Annotated in this window: 14 protein-coding genes; 12 read left to right on the forward strand and 2 right to left on the reverse strand. The window is 70.3% G+C overall.

All coding sequences use genetic code 11. The features are described 5' to 3' along the window. Positions 1–90 precede the first annotated feature (90 nt). From WMF39_RS34985 to WMF39_RS35030, 10 genes are all read left to right on the forward strand, one after another. Positions 91–753 carry an urease accessory protein UreF gene (locus WMF39_RS34985; RefSeq protein WP_437740810.1) on the forward strand — a complete coding sequence of 221 codons (663 nt, stop codon included), beginning with the start codon at positions 91–93 and terminating at the stop codon, positions 751–753. A 9-nt stretch (positions 754–762) separates the two neighbouring features. Next, positions 763–1,623, forward strand: a complete 861-nt coding sequence (gene ureG / locus WMF39_RS34990) for an urease accessory protein UreG (protein WP_437740811.1) — start codon at positions 763–765, stop codon at positions 1,621–1,623. A gap of 318 nt (positions 1,624–1,941) precedes the next feature. Continuing rightward, the gene (locus WMF39_RS34995; protein WP_437740812.1) at positions 1,942–2,802 is read left to right on the forward strand and encodes a response regulator; all 861 of its coding nucleotides are present in this window, start codon (positions 1,942–1,944) and stop codon (positions 2,800–2,802) included. Between the two features lie 147 nt (positions 2,803–2,949). Next, entirely contained in the window at positions 2,950–3,645 is a 696-nt protein-coding gene (locus WMF39_RS35000) for a succinate dehydrogenase cytochrome b subunit (protein WP_437740813.1), read from the forward strand. A gap of 19 nt (positions 3,646–3,664) precedes the next feature. Continuing rightward, positions 3,665–5,578 (forward strand): fumarate reductase/succinate dehydrogenase flavoprotein subunit, encoded by a 1,914-nt coding sequence (locus WMF39_RS35005; RefSeq protein ID WP_437740814.1) that lies wholly within the window; start codon positions 3,665–3,667, stop codon positions 5,576–5,578. After that, the gene (locus WMF39_RS35010) at positions 5,578–6,351 is read left to right on the forward strand and encodes a succinate dehydrogenase/fumarate reductase iron-sulfur subunit (protein ID WP_437740815.1); all 774 of its coding nucleotides are present in this window, start codon (positions 5,578–5,580) and stop codon (positions 6,349–6,351) included. Before WMF39_RS35005 ends, WMF39_RS35010 begins: the two co-directional genes overlap by 1 nt. Before the next feature lie 1,165 nt (positions 6,352–7,516). Then, positions 7,517–8,299: a DUF5995 family protein gene (locus tag WMF39_RS35015; protein WP_437740816.1), complete on the forward strand. Its 783-nt coding sequence runs from the start codon at positions 7,517–7,519 to the stop codon at positions 8,297–8,299. A 47-nt stretch (positions 8,300–8,346) separates the two neighbouring features. Further along, positions 8,347–9,381: a protein-methionine-sulfoxide reductase catalytic subunit MsrP gene (gene msrP, locus WMF39_RS35020; protein WP_437740817.1), complete on the forward strand. Its 1,035-nt coding sequence runs from the start codon at positions 8,347–8,349 to the stop codon at positions 9,379–9,381. A gap of 2 nt (positions 9,382–9,383) precedes the next feature. Next, entirely contained in the window at positions 9,384–10,043 is a 660-nt protein-coding gene (locus WMF39_RS35025; RefSeq protein ID WP_437740818.1) for a sulfite oxidase heme-binding subunit YedZ, read from the forward strand. A 99-nt stretch (positions 10,044–10,142) separates the two neighbouring features. Beyond that, a complete protein-coding gene (locus WMF39_RS35030) occupies positions 10,143–11,648 on the forward strand; it encodes a hypothetical protein (RefSeq protein WP_437740819.1) in 1,506 nt (501 codons plus the stop codon). Positions 11,649–11,835: 187 nt separating this feature from the next. On the opposite strand, the gene WMF39_RS35035 is transcribed toward WMF39_RS35030, so the two are convergent. Both WMF39_RS35035 and gor read right to left on the reverse strand, forming a co-directional pair. Beyond that, on the reverse strand, positions 11,836–12,426 hold the full coding sequence (locus WMF39_RS35035; RefSeq protein WP_437544022.1) for a DUF420 domain-containing protein: 591 nt from the start codon (positions 12,424–12,426) through the stop codon (positions 11,836–11,838). A gap of 158 nt (positions 12,427–12,584) precedes the next feature. Continuing rightward, positions 12,585–14,012: a glutathione-disulfide reductase gene (gene gor / locus WMF39_RS35040; RefSeq protein ID WP_437740820.1), complete on the reverse strand. Its 1,428-nt coding sequence runs from the start codon at positions 14,010–14,012 to the stop codon at positions 12,585–12,587. A gap of 123 nt (positions 14,013–14,135) precedes the next feature. Between gor and WMF39_RS35045 the strand changes: the two genes are divergently transcribed. Beyond that, complete coding sequence (locus WMF39_RS35045) at positions 14,136–15,164, forward strand: lysylphosphatidylglycerol synthase domain-containing protein (protein ID WP_437740821.1); 1,029 nt, start codon at positions 14,136–14,138, stop codon at positions 15,162–15,164. A gap of 333 nt (positions 15,165–15,497) precedes the next feature. After that, positions 15,498–16,307: an acyltransferase gene (locus WMF39_RS35050; protein ID WP_437740822.1), complete on the forward strand. Its 810-nt coding sequence runs from the start codon at positions 15,498–15,500 to the stop codon at positions 16,305–16,307. The last annotated feature ends 12 nt before the right edge of the window (positions 16,308–16,319 follow it).

The raw sequence follows: 16,319 nt of genomic DNA on the forward strand, positions 1-16,319 counted from the left end.
CTCTCGGCCGCTCCGCGCCTGCGGGTTCACCCTTCTCTCCGTCCGCTCCCGTCCGCTCCCCTCTGCTTCTGTCTGATTCCATCCGCGCGCATGAACAGGTGGCTCCTCCTCCAGCTCTCCGACTCCGCGTTCCCGGTCGGAGGGTTCGCGCACTCCGCGGGCCTGGAGGCGGCGGTGCAGCTCGGCGAGGTCGGACCCGGGAGCGCGCTCTCGTCGTTCGTCGCGAGCGCGCTCTGGCAGGTGGGCCTCGGCGCGCTGCCGCTCGTGCGGGCTGCGCACGAGCGCCCGCTCGACATCGCGGCCGTCGACGACGCCTGCGACGCCTTCCTCGTGAACCACGTCGCGAACCGGGCGAGCCGGACGCAGGGCCGCGCGTTCCTCGCGACGAGCGCGCGCGTCTTCCCCTCCGCCGAGATCCGCCGCCTCGACGCCGCCGTGCGGGCGCGGGAGGCGCTGGGCCACCACGCGCCGGCGTTCGGCGCGACCCTCGCGGCGCTCGGCGTCCCGCGCGAGGACGCGCAGGCCGTCTACCTGCACGCCTCGCTCCGCGGCGTCGTCTCGGCGGCGGTGCGCCTCGGGCTCATCGGGCCGCTGGAGGCACAGCGACTGCAACTCGAGAGCGCGCCGCTCCTCGACGCGGTGCTCCATGAGTGCGGAGATCACGGCGTCGATGAGCTCGCGCAGCCGGCGCCGCTCCTCGATCTCTTCGGGGCCACGCAGGATCGGCTCTACTCGCGCCTCTTTCAATCGTGAGGTGACAGCATGCACGACCCCGGCGAGCACGGGCACGGGCACAACGGCCACGACCACGACCACGACCACGACCACGACCACGACCACGTTCACGACCACGACCACGACCACGACCACGTTCGCGGGGGTGGCCACGGGCACGCGCATGGGCACGGAGACGAGCACACGCACGGGCACACGCACGAGCACTGGGCGCATCCGGGGCTCTTCAGCGAGCGGGATGCGCCGAAGGACCGCGATTTCTCGGCGCGCGCGTTCACGGTGGGGATCGGGGGGCCCGTCGGCAGCGGCAAGACGGCGCTCGTGCTCGCGCTCTGCCGCGCGCTGCGCGACAGGATGCCGCTCGGCGTCGTCACGAACGACATCTTCACCCAGGAGGACGCCGAGTTCCTGCACCGCAACAAGGCGCTGCCGCCGGAGCGCATCCGCGCGGTGGAGACCGGGGGCTGCCCGCACGCGGCGATCCGCGAGGACATCAGCCACAACCTCGTCGCGCTCGACGACCTCATGGATCACGTCGCGCCCGCGCTCCTCATCGTCGAGAGCGGCGGCGACAACCTCGCCGCCCAGTACAGCCGGGAGCTCGTCGACTACACGATCTACGTGATCGACGTCGCCGGCGGCGACAAGGTGCCGCGCAAGGGGGGACCGGGGATCACGCAGTCGGATCTGCTCGTCATCAACAAGACCGATCTCGCTCCGCACGTCGGCGCCGACCTCGGCGTCATGGAGCGGGACGCCCGGAGGATGCGGGGCGACGGGCCGTTCCTGTTCGCGCAGTGCAACCGGAGCCAAGGAGTCCCCGAGATCATTGACCACATCCTCTCCGCCATGCGCCGCGCGACCACCACGGCGCCTCCCGCGAAATAGGCCTCTATCGCGCGCCTCCCGCTGCGAGAAGCGCTCACGCTCCACAGGAGTCGGCATACCGGAGCACATCCGCGCCGGGCGCGCGGCGCCGTACCCTGTTAGAGGAGGGCAGCGGCAACGCCGCTTCGACTTCCGTTTCGCTGGAATACCGGTTCTATTGGACCGTAGGCGGACTTCGGACGGGTGGTAGAGGGCGGAGAGGGCTCCGCCGGGCGGAGCGGCTTCCACCACGACCGCCGCGGTCGCCACGCGATCACGGCAGCGCCGGATGGCGAGGCGGCGCGGCGCACCCGTTGGAGACGAGAGGAGGAGGCATCAGTGAGCCAGGCCCGACCCCATGTGCTGGTGGTAGACGCCGAGAAGAGGGTCCTCGACAGGCTCGCGCTCGAGCTGAACCAGGGCGGCTTCGACGTCACCTGCGCCGAGAGCGGGCTCGCGGCGATCGAGCTCGTCAAGGCGCGCCGCTTCGACCTCGTGGTCGCCGATGTGGGGGCGCTCGGCATGGAGGGCGCCGGGACCATCGCCGCGCTCAAGGCGCTCGGCCCGGACCTCGAGATCATCGTCGGCGCCCCGTGCTCGAGCGCGCAGGCCGCCGTGGAGTGCATCGAGCGCGGCGCGTACGACATGCTGGAGAAGCCCTACGACATCGACGACCTGAAGCGGCTGCTCGAGGCGGCGATGCTGCGCACCCACCTCGACGCCGTCGCGGCCGTCCACCAGGCGAGCGCCGCCCTTGTCGCGTCCCTCTCGCGGGACGACTTCCCCGAGCGCGCCGTGGATCTCGCGGCGAAGGTCGTCTATACGACGAGCGCGGCGCTCTCCCTGGCGCTCGATCAAGGGGCCGCCCTGTACCAGGCGGCCTCCGGCGCCGAGGTGTCCGCGGCCTTCATCGCTCGGCTCGCCGGGCGCATCGAGGGCGCGCTCGCGCCTGTCCGCCTGTCCGCGGACGACGCGCCCGATCTGCTCTGCACCGCAGAGGGCGATCGCTTCGGCGCCGCCATCGTCGCGCCGCTCCGCCTGGGCGAGAGCTCGTTTGGCGGCCTCGTGGTGCTCCGCGACGAGCGCCTGCCGGCGTTCACCAGCCAGGAGGAGCAGGCCATCGGCATCTTCGCGATTGAGCTCGCGCTCGCCTTTTACGGTCACAAGGTACGGCGCTCGCTCGGCCCCTGCGCCGCCTGACGCGCGCGCGGGAAGGATGATGAGGCGCGCGGCCGCGCGCGGCGCGTCCGGGCCGAGATCTGCGGCGAGCGCCCGCAAATTCTTCGGCGATCGAGCTCAAGATTCCCTCTGGCGAACGCATTCGCACCCCACTAAAGGAGGGGAGCGATGAGCTCCACCGCTGCACCATCGACTCTCCCCGCCAGGGCCCAGCGCGCCGCGACCTTCTACCGGGACCTCGTCGGCAAGAAGATCGCGATGGCGCTGAGCGGCGTCATCTTCTTCGGCTTCGTGATCGGCCACATGACCGGCAACCTGCAGGTCTTCCTCGGCCGGGAGAAGATCAACGACTACGCCGCCTTCCTCCACGGGACGCCCTCCCTGCTCTGGGGGACGCGGATCGTCCTCCTCGCCTCCCTCATCGTCCACGTCTACACGGGCGTGACGCTCGCGCAGCACAGCCGCGCTGCCCGGCCGGTCCCCTACCAGGTGAAGGGGCAGCGGCGCCCGAACGTCGCCGCGCGGACGATGCTGCTGAGCGGCGGCGTCCTCGCCGCCTTCATCGTCTATCACCTGCTCCACCTGACGACGGGCACCGTGCACCCCGACTTCGTGCCGCTCGACGCCTACGACAACGTCGTGAAGGGCTTCAGCTCGGCGCCCGCGGCGATTGCCTACGTCGTGGCGATGGGCCTGCTCGCGCTGCACCTCTACCACGGCGCGTGGAGCATGTTCCAGTCGGTGGGCTTCAGCCATCCGCGCTACACGCCGGCGCTCAAGAAGCTCGCGGCCGCGTCGTCGATCCTGCTCTTCGCCGGCTTCTCATCCGTCCCGCTGGCCGTCCTGTTCGGCATCGTCCGCTGAGCCCGGAGCCTCCGTCATCATGCAGCTCAATGCGAAGATCCCCGAAGGTCCCATCGAGAAGAAGTGGGACCAGCACCGCTTCAACCTGAAGCTCGTCAACCCGGCGAACAAGCGGAAGTACACGGTCCTCGTCGTCGGCACCGGCCTCGCCGGGGGCGCGGCGAGCGCGACGCTGGCCGAGCTCGGCTACAACGTGAAGAGCTTCTGTTTCCAGGACTCTCCGCGCCGCGCCCACAGCATCGCCGCGCAGGGCGGCATCAACGCCGCGAAGAATTACCAGAACGACGGCGACAGCATCTACCGCCTCTTCTACGACACCGTGAAGGGCGGCGACTACCGCGCGCGCGAGGCCAACGTGTACCGGCTCGCGCAGATCAGCGTGAACATCATCGACCAGTGCGCCGCGCAGGGCGTGCCGTTCGCGCGCGAGTACGGCGGCGTGCTCGCGAACCGCTCCTTCGGCGGGGCGCAGGTGTCGCGCACGTTCTACGCGCGAGGCCAGACGGGGCAGCAGCTCCTCCTCGGCGCCTACCAGGCCCTCGAGCGGCAGATCGGCCTCGGCAAGGTGAAGATGTACCCGCGCACCGAGATGCTCGACCTCATCGTCATCGACGGCAAGGCGCGCGGCGTCATCACCCGCAACCTGATCACCGGCGCGCTCGAGACGCACCTCGGCGACGCTGTCGTCCTCGCGTCGGGCGGCTACGGCAACGTCTTCTTCCTCTCGACGAACGCGAAGGGGTCGAACACCACGGCCATCTGGCGGGCCCACAAGCGCGGCGCGCTCTTCGGCAACCCCTGCTTCACGCAGATCCACCCGACGTGCATCCCCGTCTCGGGCGACTACCAGTCGAAGCTGACGCTCATGAGCGAGTCGCTCCGCAACGACGGCCGCATCTGGGTGCCCGCGAACGCGGGCGACACGCGCCCGCCGGAGCTCATCCCCGATGGCGAGCGTGACTATTACCTCGAGCGCCGCTATCCGAGCTTCGGCAACCTCGTGCCGCGCGACGTCGCGTCGCGGGCGGCGAAGGCGGTATGCGACGAGGGCCGCGGCGTGGGGCCGACGCGGCTCGGCGTGTACCTCGACTTCTCGGACGCCATCCGGCGCCTCGGCAAGCCGGCCATCGCCGAGCGTTATGGCAACCTCTTCGACATGTACGAGCGCATCACCGGCGACGACCCGTACAGCGTCCCGATGCGCATCTATCCGGCCATCCACTACACGATGGGCGGGCTCTGGGTGGACTACAACCTGATGAGCACGATCCCCGGCCTGTACGTGCTCGGCGAGGCGAACTTCTCCGACCACGGCGCGAACCGGCTCGGGGCGAGCGCGCTGATGCAGGGCCTGGCGGATGGGTACTTCATCATCCCCTACACCATCGGCGATTACCTCGCGTCGACGAAGCTCGAGCGGGTCGACGACCTCCACCCCGCCGTGAGGGACGCCGAGCGCGACGCGAGCGCGCGGCTGAACAAGCTGCTCGGCGCGAACGGCTCACGCACGGCCGACTCGTTCCATCGCGAGGTCGGCAAGATCATGTGGGAGGCGTGCGGGATGGCGCGCAACGCGGCCGGGCTCAAGGGCGCGCTCACGCGGATCCCGGAGCTCCGCGAGCAGTTCCACCGCGACGTCCGCGTCTCGGGGACCGGCACCGGCCTGAACCAGGAGCTCGAGAAGGCGGCGCGCGTCGCCGACTTCTTCGAGCTGGCGGAGCTCATGTGTCGTGACGCGCTCGACAGGGAGGAGTCGTGCGGCGGGCACTTCCGCGAGGAGCACCAGACGCCCGAGGGCGAGGCGAAGCGCGACGACGACCGCTTCTCCTATGTCGCCGCCTGGGCATGGCGAGGCGAAGGCCAGGCCCAGGAGCTCCACAAGGAGCCGCTCCAGTTCAACGAGGTTCACCCCACGCAGCGGAGTTACAAATAATGCGCCTCACCCTCCATGTCTGGCGGCAGAAGGGCAAGTACGAAGCGGGCCGGTTCGTCACGTACGAGGTGCCCGACGTCAGCGAGCACATGTCCTTCCTCGAGATGCTCGACGTGCTCAATCAGCGGCTCATCCTCAAGGGTGAGGAGCCAATCGCGTTCGATCACGACTGTCGCGAGGGCATCTGCGGCATGTGCGGCTTCATGATCAACGGCCAGGCGCACGGCCCCCTCCGTGGGACGACCGTGTGTCAGCTGCACATGCGTCACTACAAGGACGGCGACGTGCTGTGGCTCGAGCCGTGGCGGGCCCAGGCGTTCCCGGTGGTAAGCGACCTCGCGGTGGACCGCAGCGCGTTCGACCGGATCATCGCGTCGGGCGGCTTCGTCTCGGTGTCGACGGGCAGCGCGCCGGACGCGAACGCGATCCCGGTGCCGAAGGTGGTCGCCGAGCGCGCCATGGACGCGGCGGCGTGCATCGGCTGCGGCGCCTGTGTCGCATCTTGTCCGAACGCGTCCGCCTCTCTCTTCACCGCGGCGAAGCTCACGCACCTGAACCTCCTGCCGCAGGGCCAGCCGGAGCGCGAACAGCGGAGCCTCAACATGGTCGCCCAGATGCGCGTCGAGGGCTTCGGCCACTGCACGAACGTCGGCGAGTGCGAGGCGGTCTGCCCGAAGGAGATCCCCCTCGACATGATCGCGCAGATGAACCGCGACTACCTGCGCGCGACGCTGGTCCACCGCGACGTGCAGGCCAAGGGCGGCACCGGCTGAGGCGCCGCACCGCCGGCCTCGCCCGAGGCCGGCGGCGCCTCCCCTCCCTCCTCTCTCCTCGACATCACACGCTCTCCTCCCGCACGTCATGAACGGCGGCGCTCCGTCGCCGTCACCCCGCCGCCAGGGCGGGCGCGCCCCGGATGGACCACCGGCTCGCCGCCCGACGCGCCGCGCCGAGGGTGCGCCTGTGGCCCGCGGGGGCAGGCCGGCCCTTCGGCCCATCACCGCCCGTACGGCCGGCCCCCGGTGCCTGCAGGCGCAGGCTGCAGCGCCTCGGCGCGAGGCTCACCCGAGCAGGGCCCCGCGGCATGACAGGCGAGCCCTGGTGCCGCGGGTGCGCCAGCACGATCCCGACGGCCGCCGCAGGTGTGGCACGAGACCGCCGTCATCCCCCGTTTTCGTACAATTTTTCACCAAAAACACAAGATTTTGCGGGCCACCTGTGGAAAACAGCTCGGGAGTTTCCTGATCATCGACTCAGGTACTTCCTAAACAATCTTCACATCGCGAGCACCAACCGTACAGTCAACGTGGGATAAGCACTCGGCATGTTTCGAGAACATCTCGTCGCGACTCGCGCCCATGCCAGTGAGGGCTTTCCGAGTGTGACGAGCCGTCGCTCCAGTAGCAGCGCAACCGCGAAGATGCCGTGGCGCTCTCCCGCGCCTCAATGAAACGTGTCAGGGTCAACAGGCACTTGTTCGAGGTCACGAGTTGGAATAACCTCGAAATTGTCCTGAACGGGATCAGACGTCATAAGACAATTGTGGTCACCCCACACCATGTCGTAGACTAGGTCGAACTTAGAGCGCCGCAGCGAGGGGGGGCATCCCGCGGCGAGCGCGTCGAGGATCGCATCGAGTATCGCTCTTCTGCGGAAGCCGGTTCGAGGGGAGGGCCGGCAGGAGGAGAAGCCAGAGGCAACGGCCGCGGCGACCTTTCTCCCGGCGGGTCAGGAGATCCGCTTTCCACACGGGAACGACGCGCACCGGGACCGCAAACCAGACCGACCGGGGCCGGGCAGATCGCCTGACGGCGCCCTGCTGCACCGTTCGTGCTGCGCGCCTTCGGCGCGCGCCGGGGTCTGCGAGGCTGGTCGGATGCGGGAGTTCGAACATCAGACAGGTCTCTTGCACGAGCGAAGAAGTAGGAGGGGAACTTCATGAGGTGCTGCATCGACGGCCTTAATCTGCATCCGACGAGCGTCCACGATGCTGCCGTTGTTCTCGACACCGTGACGGATCGGCTCCTCGCCGCGGGAGATCGGCGAGCGGCCTTCACCGACGTCTACGGTATCGTCACGCGCGCGGTCGCGGCGCAGGTCGAGCGACGCGATGGCATGTTCCTCGAGCCGGCGTGGATCTCGCGCCTCGCGGGCCGGTTCTGCGAGCGGTACCTCGAGACGCTCGGCTCGTACGATCGGGGCGCGGCGCAGGACTGCGGCGCCTGGCACATCGCGTACGCGAGCACGGCGTCGCGGTTCACGCCCCCCGTGCAGAACGCGCTGCTCGGCTTCAGCGCCCACATCAACTACGACCTGATCTTCGGGATCCACGCGACGATCGTCGAGTTCGGGCACGGCGCCGACCGGGCGATGCTCGCGCGGCTCAAGCACGATCACGATCAGATCAATGCGCTGCTCCGCGCCTCGGTCATCGAGGCGCTCGCGCGCCTCACCGCGCGGCACGGCTGCCCCCTCAGCGCGTTCTTCCTGGAGACCGCGCCGGAGGTCGCGGTCTGGGTGTCGATGGAGATGCTCTCGCGGTGGCGCGAGCGGGTCTGGGACGACGTCCTGGCGCTCCTCGCCGCGCGCAGCGGGAGCGAGCGGGCGGCGCTCTCCCGCGGGATCGAGCGGCGCTCCACGCGCATCGCCCAGATGCTCGCGCTGCCCTCGCTTTACCAGGCGCCGCATACGGCGCTCCGCCTCCTGTCAAGGGCCGCGTGATCGCGGCCGACCGCAACCGGAGCCCCGCCCGATCGTAGAATGGGGGCATGAGCAAGCTGCCCAAGGAACCGCCCGCCGGCGAGATCACCCCTCCAGCGCTCTACCTGCGGCGGCGCGAGCTCCTCAAGAACGCGGCGCTCTTCGCCGGCACCGCGTCGGCCATCGGCGGCGGCCTCGTCTGGCTCACGGGCGGAGCGGCGCGCCTCTCGGCGGCCGGCGCCCCCGGCGGCGAGGCCACGCCGCTCGGCAGCGCGGCAGCGCCGCCGGGGCCGCCGGCCGCCGGCGCGTCGTCCTCCGGGACGAGCTCGAGAGACCCGTTCGTCACCGACGAAGCGCGGACCTCCTACGAGGACATCGTTTCGTACAACAATTTCTACGAGCTCGGCCTGAGCAAGTCGGAGCCGGCCCAGAACGCCGAACGGCTCAGGCTCCGCCCCTGGGCCATCGCGTGCGAGGGAGAGGTGAAGAAGCCCGAGGTCATCGACCTCGACACCCTCCTCCGATGGTTTCCCCTGGAGGAGCGCGTCTATCGAATGCGCTGCGTCGAAGCGTGGTCGATGGTGATCCCCTGGCTCGGGTTCCCGCTGGGCGCGCTGCTCAGGCGCCTCGATCCGACCTCTCGCGCCCGGTACGTCCAGTTCACCACGCTGCTCGATCGGGAGCAGCTGCCCGGCCAGCGGAGCGACGTGCTCGAGTGGCCTTACGTCGAGGGGCTCCGGATCGACGAGGCCATGCACCCTCTCACGATGCTGGCCGTGGGCCTCTACGGCAAATCGCTGCTCGGCCAGAACGGAGCGCCCATTCGCCTGGTGGTGCCGTGGAAGTACGGCTTCAAGGGGTGCAAATCGATCGTCAGCATCAAGCTCACCGAGCGGCAGCCGGCGACGAGCTGGAGCCGCGCCGCGCCGGACGAGTACGGGTTCTATGCGAACGTGAACCCCGCGGTGGATCACCCGCGCTGGAGCCAGGCGACGGAGCGGAGGATCGGTGAGCTGCGTCGCCGTCCCACGCTGCCATTCAACGGCTATGCGGAGGAGGTCGCCGGCCTCTACAGCGGGATGGACCTGCGGGAGAGCTTCTGACGATGCGCGCGCAAGCGAGGACGATGTCGCCGCCGCGCGCTGTCGCCGCCGGTGTACCGGCTGGTCGGAAGCTCGGCTGGCTCCCGCCCGCGGTCGTCGCCGGCGGGCTGATCCCGCTGGTCGTGCTCGGCCTGCGCGCCGGGGCCGGGGCGCTCGGCCCGGACCCCGTCGCCGAGGCGCTGAACCAGCTCGGCCTGCTCGCGCTCGTGCTGCTCGTCGCCTCGCTGGCGGCGACGCCGCTCAAGCTCGTGTCGGGCTGGACCTTTCCGCTGCGTATCCGCAAGGCGCTCGGGCTGCTCGCGTTCTTCTACGCGTGCGCCCACTTCCTGACGTATGCGATCGTCGATCAGGGCCTCGACGTACGCGCGATCGTCGAGGACATCACGGAGCGCCCCTTCATCCTCGCCGGCTTCGTCGCGCTCCTCGTGCTCGTCCCGCTCGCGGCCACGTCGACCGCGCGCATGCTGAAGCGCCTCGGCGCCGCGCGCTGGAAGCGCCTGCACCGCCTCGCCTACGCCGCCGCCGTCCTCGGGATCGTGCACTTCTTCCTCCGCGTGAAGAAGGACGCGACAGAGCCGATGATCTACGCGGCGCTGCTCGCGCTCCTCTTCGCCGTGCGCGTCGCGAGCGCCATCCTGCGCAGACGCGCGGCGCGGCGCTGAGCGCCAGCGTCGCGCCGTCGCCGCGCGACGAACCTGCCGCGCGGCTCCGCGCGTTCGGATACCATGGGGCTTCGACGTGGAACGCGTGAGGACGGCATCATGAGGCTCTTCACCATCGGGGACAGCATCTCTCAAGGCTTCATGTCGCTCGGCGCGGCGCGCACCCAGCTCGCCTACTCCACGTGGATCGCGCATGCGCTCGGCGTCGACGTCGGCGACGCGCTGTCGAGCCCGGCGTACCGCGTGCCCGACTACCCGGCCCACGGGCTGCTGCTCGATCTGGAGGTGGTGCTCCGCCGCCTCCAGCTCGCCTTTGGCGCCACGATCGACAGGCTCGAGTGGGCCGCCGTCCTCCTGGAGATCAACCGCGTGCTCGACGTGGCCGAGGAGTACTACGAGCGCGGCGAGGGGGCCGGCCGCTACCGCGGCGGGAGCGTGCCCTGGTTCCACAACGTCTCGGTGTACGGCTTCGACGTGGCCGACGCGTGGCTCGTGACCCCGAGGCTCTGCAGGGAGCGGATCGCGGCGGCGCCCGGCGCCAAGGACGGCTTTTTCCAGGGGCCCAACGCGGCGTTCTACCGGACCGCGCTCCGCGTCCTCAACCCGTCCCGGGACGAGCGCCTCGACGGGTACAGCCAGCTCGACTGGCTCGGCCACCACGCGCGCGGCGAGGGCGTCGAGAACCTCCTCCTCTGGCTCGGCCCCAACAACGCGGTCGGCTCGGCGATCCTCCTCAGCGTCGCGGCGACCGAGGACAGGCCCGAGCGGCGGCCGGCCTCGCTCAGCTTCGACGAGCGGACCCGGGCGCAGTGGAACCTCTGGATGCCCGACGACTTCGTCGCCGAGTACGGCGAGCTGCTCGACCGGGTCGACACCCTGATGCGGCGCAACGAGAGCCCGGGCTGGCGGGTGTTCGTGGCCAACGTGCCTCACGTGACGATCGTGCCGATCGCCACGGGCGTCGGCGACCCGCTGCCCGGCCTCCCGCGCTACTACCCCTATTACACCTATCCCCCGCTCGCTCGGGGCACCCGCCTGATCGAGGCGGGCGCGCCGCACCTCACCGCGGCGGACGCGCGGCGCATCGACGAGACGGTCGACGCCTGCAACGCGCAGCTCGTCCGGCTCATCGAGGAGAGGAACGCCCGCCACCGCACGCCCCGGTATCACCTCGTCGACGTCTCCGGCGGCCTGGACCGGCTCGCGTACCGGCGCACCGGCGGCGAGCCGTCGTACGAGTTCCCCGCATACTTCGCGGCCAACGTCGCGCCGCCGATGGACACCCGCTTCTACCACGTCGATCGCGCCGGGCGCCGCAAGGCCGGCGGCATCGTCAGCCTCGACGGCGTTCACCCGAGCGTCATCGGCCAGGGCCTCCTCGCCCACGAGTTCCTCAAGGTCATGAAGGAGGCCGGCGTCCCTGGCGCCGACCCGGACCGCCTGCCGTGGCCCAGGATCGTGGCGAGCGACACGCTCTATCAGGATCCGATCCCGCTGATGGAGGAGATCTACCAGTACGAAGAGCTCTCGTACGCGGTGCTCTCGGCCTACCGGTACGTCTTCGGAGGGCTCCAGGGGCGCCGCGGCAGCATCAAGGACTTCTAGAGCGACGGTCACCCGCTTCGGATACGGGCCCACCTCGACGTTTTCGGTGCTCAGCGCACCGGAGTGCGCTTGCGCGCCGAAAACGCCGATCTGGGCCCGTCTCCTGTGCGGGAGACCGCCGCTCTGCTCGGCATGCGGGCTCGGCGGCGTCGTTCGGCGCGCTGCGGCGTACTTTCGTGAGCGGCGCTCAGGGAACCGCCGGCGTGCTCCCGCGGAGCATGAAATAGATGAGCACCCCGGTGACGGAGACGTAGAGCCAGAGGGGCAGCGTCACCCGCGCGACCTTGGCGTGCTTCGCAAAGTTCGCCTTGTAGGCGAAGTAGAACGACGTCAGCGCGAGCGGCACGATGCCCGCCGAGAGCACGATGTGCGAGATGAGGACGGCGAAGTAGACGGCGCGCAGCGGCCCGGTGCCCTGGTACTTCGTGTCGCCGTGGACGAAGTGATAGGCGAGGTAGCCGACGAGGAACAGCGACGAGGCGGCGAACGCCGAGACCATCAGGTACTTGTGCACGACCATCGCGCGGCGCTTGATCGCGATCCAGCCCGCGACGAGGAGCGTGGCGGCCGTCGCGTTCAAGGCGGCGTTCAGCGGCGGCATGAAGCGGAGATCCGCGCCGCCCGCGCCCCGCCGGATGATGAGGATGTAGGCGAGGAACGCCAGCGCGGCCGCGGAGAGCACGGCATTGAAGGCGTAGAACGATCGGTCGCTGGTGCGGGCGAGCAGGCCGACCGGCTTCAAGTGGCTCGAGGCGTGGGACGACATCGCGCGGTCCATACCAGAGGAGCGCGCCGAGCGCGAACGCGAGCGGGCGACCTCGGATCAGCGAACGGAAGCGGACGGAAGCGGACGGAAGCGGATGGAGACGACCGCCAGCGCTCGCAGACGGACCGAAGCGGACGGGCGCGGACGGAGCCGCCCCGAGTGACCCCGGGCTACGCGGAGCTCGGCGCGATCCCCATCGGCGTGGGGCTGCGATCTGCGTTCCGCAGCGGCTCGCGCATGGTCACGAACTCCTCGGCTGCGGTCGGGTGGATGCCGATCGTCGCGTCGAACTGGGCCTTGGTCGCGCCGCACTTCAGCGCGACGGCGAACCCCTGGACAATCTCGCCGGCGTCGGGCCCGACCATGTGGACGCCGAGCACCCGGTCGGTCGCGCGGTCGACGACGAGCTTCATCATCGTCTTCTCCTCGCGCCCGGAGAGGGTGTGCTTGAGCGCGCGGAAGGTCGAGAGGTAGATGGCGACGTCGTGGTGCTCTCGCGCCTGCGCCTCGGACAGGCCGACGGTGCCGACGTTCGGCTGGCTGAAGACGGCGGTCGGGATGCCGGCGTAGTCCACGCGCGCGCGCTCGCCGCGGAAGAGCGTCTTCACCAGCGCCATCGCCTCGGCGATGGCCACGGGCGTGAGCTGCACGCGCGAGATCACGTCGCCGAGCGCATAGATGGACGGGACCGACGTCTGGAACGCGTCGTCCACCACGACGGCGCCCTCCTCGTCGAGCTTCACCCCGACCTCTTCGAGGCCGAGCCCCTTGGTCTTCGGCAGGCGCCCCGTCGCGTACAGCACGCAGTCGGCCGCGAGCTCGGTGCCGTCGGCGAGCGTCGCGACGAGCGCGTCGCCCTGCCGCGCGATGCTCTCGACGCTCGCGCCCAGGCGGAGGTCGAGCCCCTTCTTCTGGATCTCGGCGGCCAGGAACGCCCGGATGTCGTCGTCGAAGCCGCGCAGGAGGTGCAGGCCGCGGTGGATCAGCGACACCTTGGCCCCGAGGCCGTGCAGGATGCCGGCGAGCTCGACCGCGATGTAGCCGCCCCCGACGATGACCGCCCGCCGCGGCATCGTCTGGAAGTGGAACAGGTCGTCGGAGGTGACGGCGAGCTCGCGCCCGGGGAGATCGGGGATCCAGGGATAGCTGCCGGTCGCGACGAGGATCCGCTCGGCGGTGATCCTGGCGCCGTCGATCTCGACGGCGTGGGGATCGACGACCCGGGCGTGCCCCCGCCGGACGTCGGCGCCCGAGTTCTTCAGGAGCCGCTCGTAGACGCCGTTCAGGCGCTCGATCTCCTTGTCCTTGTTGCGGAGGAGCGTCGACCAGTCGAACGACGGGCCGGCGTGCCCGTTCCCGCTGGCGACGTGGCCGGGCACCGTCCAGCCGTAGCCGGCGGCGTCCTCGAAGTCCTCGGCGTAGTGCGAGGCGTAGACGAGGAGCTTCTTCGGGATGCACCCCAGGTTGACGCAGGTGCCGCCGAGGTGGCGCGACTCGGCGACGGCGACCCGGGCGCCGTAGGAAGCGGCCATGCGGGCTGCGCGCACGCCGCCGGAGCCGGCGCCGATGACGAACAGATCGTAATCGTACTTGGACATGGCGGACGACTATGCCCCATGTGGGGCGCGGTCGCCGCGCGCCGTGCGGTCGCGCGCGACGGGCTCCGCTCCCTCCGGCTTCGGCTCGGCCACCGGCGCGGGGATTCTGCTACGGTCCCGCCGTTGCGCTCCTCGCCCCACACTGGAACCTTCGCCGACGCTCCGCCACCGCGCCCGCGCGACGGCGACCTGCAGGAGCGTCCCGCGCCGCGCCTCGCGGGACGCGCGCGCCGCGCCCTGCCCTTCGCGCTGGCGGCCGCGCTCGTCGCGTTCGTCCTCGGCCGGCTCGACTTCGACGCCTTCCGCGCCGCCCTGTCACGCGTCGACGCCCCGCTCTTCGTCGCCTTCGCCGCCCTCTTCGTCCTCGCGCTCCTCGGCGCCGACACGTTCGCGACCGTCCTCGTCTACCGCCGCCTGATCGCGCCCGTCGCCTTCCGCGACTTCCTCGTGCTCCGCGGCGCCTCCTACCTCCCGTCGCTGCTCAACCACCACGTCGGTCAAGCCTTCATCACGGTCTTCCTCGCGCGCGTGCACGCCGTGCCGCTCGCGCGCGTCGCCGGCGCGACGCTCGTCGTGTACGCGTCGTGGCTCGGCTGCCTGCTCCTCCTCGGCGCCGTCGCCGTGCCCGCGAACGGCGGGCCGCTCGCCGGGTCCGCCCTGCTCCTCGCGGCGGGCGCGCTCTACCTTGCGATCCTCGCGCTGCGCCCGGCCCGGCTCGCCCGCGCGAAGCTCCTCGCCCCGCTCTTCGAGGCGGGCGTGCGCGGCCACCTCGTCGCCCTCGCCGCGCGCATCCCGCATCTCCTCGTCCTGTTCGCCGGCACCTGGCTCCCCTTCTGGTTCTTCGACGTGCGCATTCCCCTTGGAGCCGCCCTCACGTACATCCCGATCCTGATGGTGGCGGTGACGCTCCCCATCACGCCGCAAGGCTTCGGCACGCGCGACGTGCTCGCCGCCGCGCTCTTCGAGGGCTTCGCGGCCGGCGCGACGCGCGACGCACGCCTGGCCGCGATCGCCGCCTCGACGACGACGTGGGCCGTGGCGCTCACCCTCGTCGAGGCCGCGCTCGGCCTGGCCCTCCTCCGGGGCGTTTTGCCCCATATGGAGGCAAAGCGCCCCGCGGACGCTCCCCCGTCCGGCCATGACGCGGCGTAACGCGGCTCGCCATCACGGTATTTGGAATCTTGCAACCAGGCTACTCGCCAACGTCGATTGGCGCATGGTTTGCCATAGAGCCGGAGAGCGGCGGAAGAGCGGCCCAGCAGAGGCCCAGCAGAGACCAAAGAGGCCCAGCAGAGACCAAAGAGGCCCAGCAGAGACCAAAGAGGCCCTGCAGAGGCCAAAGAGAGATAGGTCGGCCAAGAGCAGGTTCGGCGTGGCGAGTTTCGGGTTATAGTCTCCGGCCCCCTGGCGTTCGTTTCGTCCTTCTGGCCGCGTGCGACCCGCTGAACATCGCAGACTGGACCAGTCCGCGCCGAGCGACCCTCTATGAAGAATCTGGTTCGTTTCCTCGCCTCCTCCGATCACGACGTCGCGCGCGCCATACGCCACGTGCGCCGGCAGGTCCTCAGCTTCACCCTGCCCGCGCCGCGGCCGCTCGTGGTCCCGATGCGCATGGCGTTCGAGGCCGCGCGCGAGGTGTATTATTTCGGTGCGCGTGTGCTCGTCTGCGAACCGCATTTCAAGTCCCACTGCGTGCAGTACGGCAAGGGTGTCCGGACGGGGACCTTCATCCACTTCATCAATGGGCGGGGCGACATCATCCTCGGTGATAACGTGGTGCTCGACGGCAAGACCGACTTCATCTTCGCCGCGCGGTTCTGCGACCGCCCCACGCTGCGGATCGGCGACAACACCGGGATCGGGCACGGCTGCCGGATCGTCGTCGGCAAGTCGGTCACCATCGGCAAGCACTGCATGATCGCGGCGGGCGTCTTCATCCTCGACTCGAGCGGCCACCCGAGCGATCCGGAGGCCCGGAGGCGGGGCCTGCCTCCCTCGGACGCCGAGGTGCGGCCGGTCGTCATCGAGGACAACGTCTGGCTCGGGACCCGGTCCACGATCTTCCCGGGGGTCACGGTGGGCGAGGGCAGCGTGGTGTCGGCGGGATCCATCGTGATGGCCGATGTCCCTCCGTACACCGTCGTCGCTGGCAATCCGGCCCGACGGGTGGCATCACTCCGGGCGACCGAGCCGCCGCCGCCCATCGGGCCCGTGGCGGACCGCGCCGATGCGAGCGCGAAGAGGCACGGCTCGGACGACGCTGCGCGTCGCTCGGGCTCCGACAACGCATCTTAACCCTGGAGTTCT

This window comes from Sorangium sp. So ce1504 (genome assembly GCF_051521635.1).
Lineage (GTDB): Bacteria > Myxococcota_A > Polyangia > Polyangiales > Polyangiaceae > Sorangium > Sorangium cellulosum_B.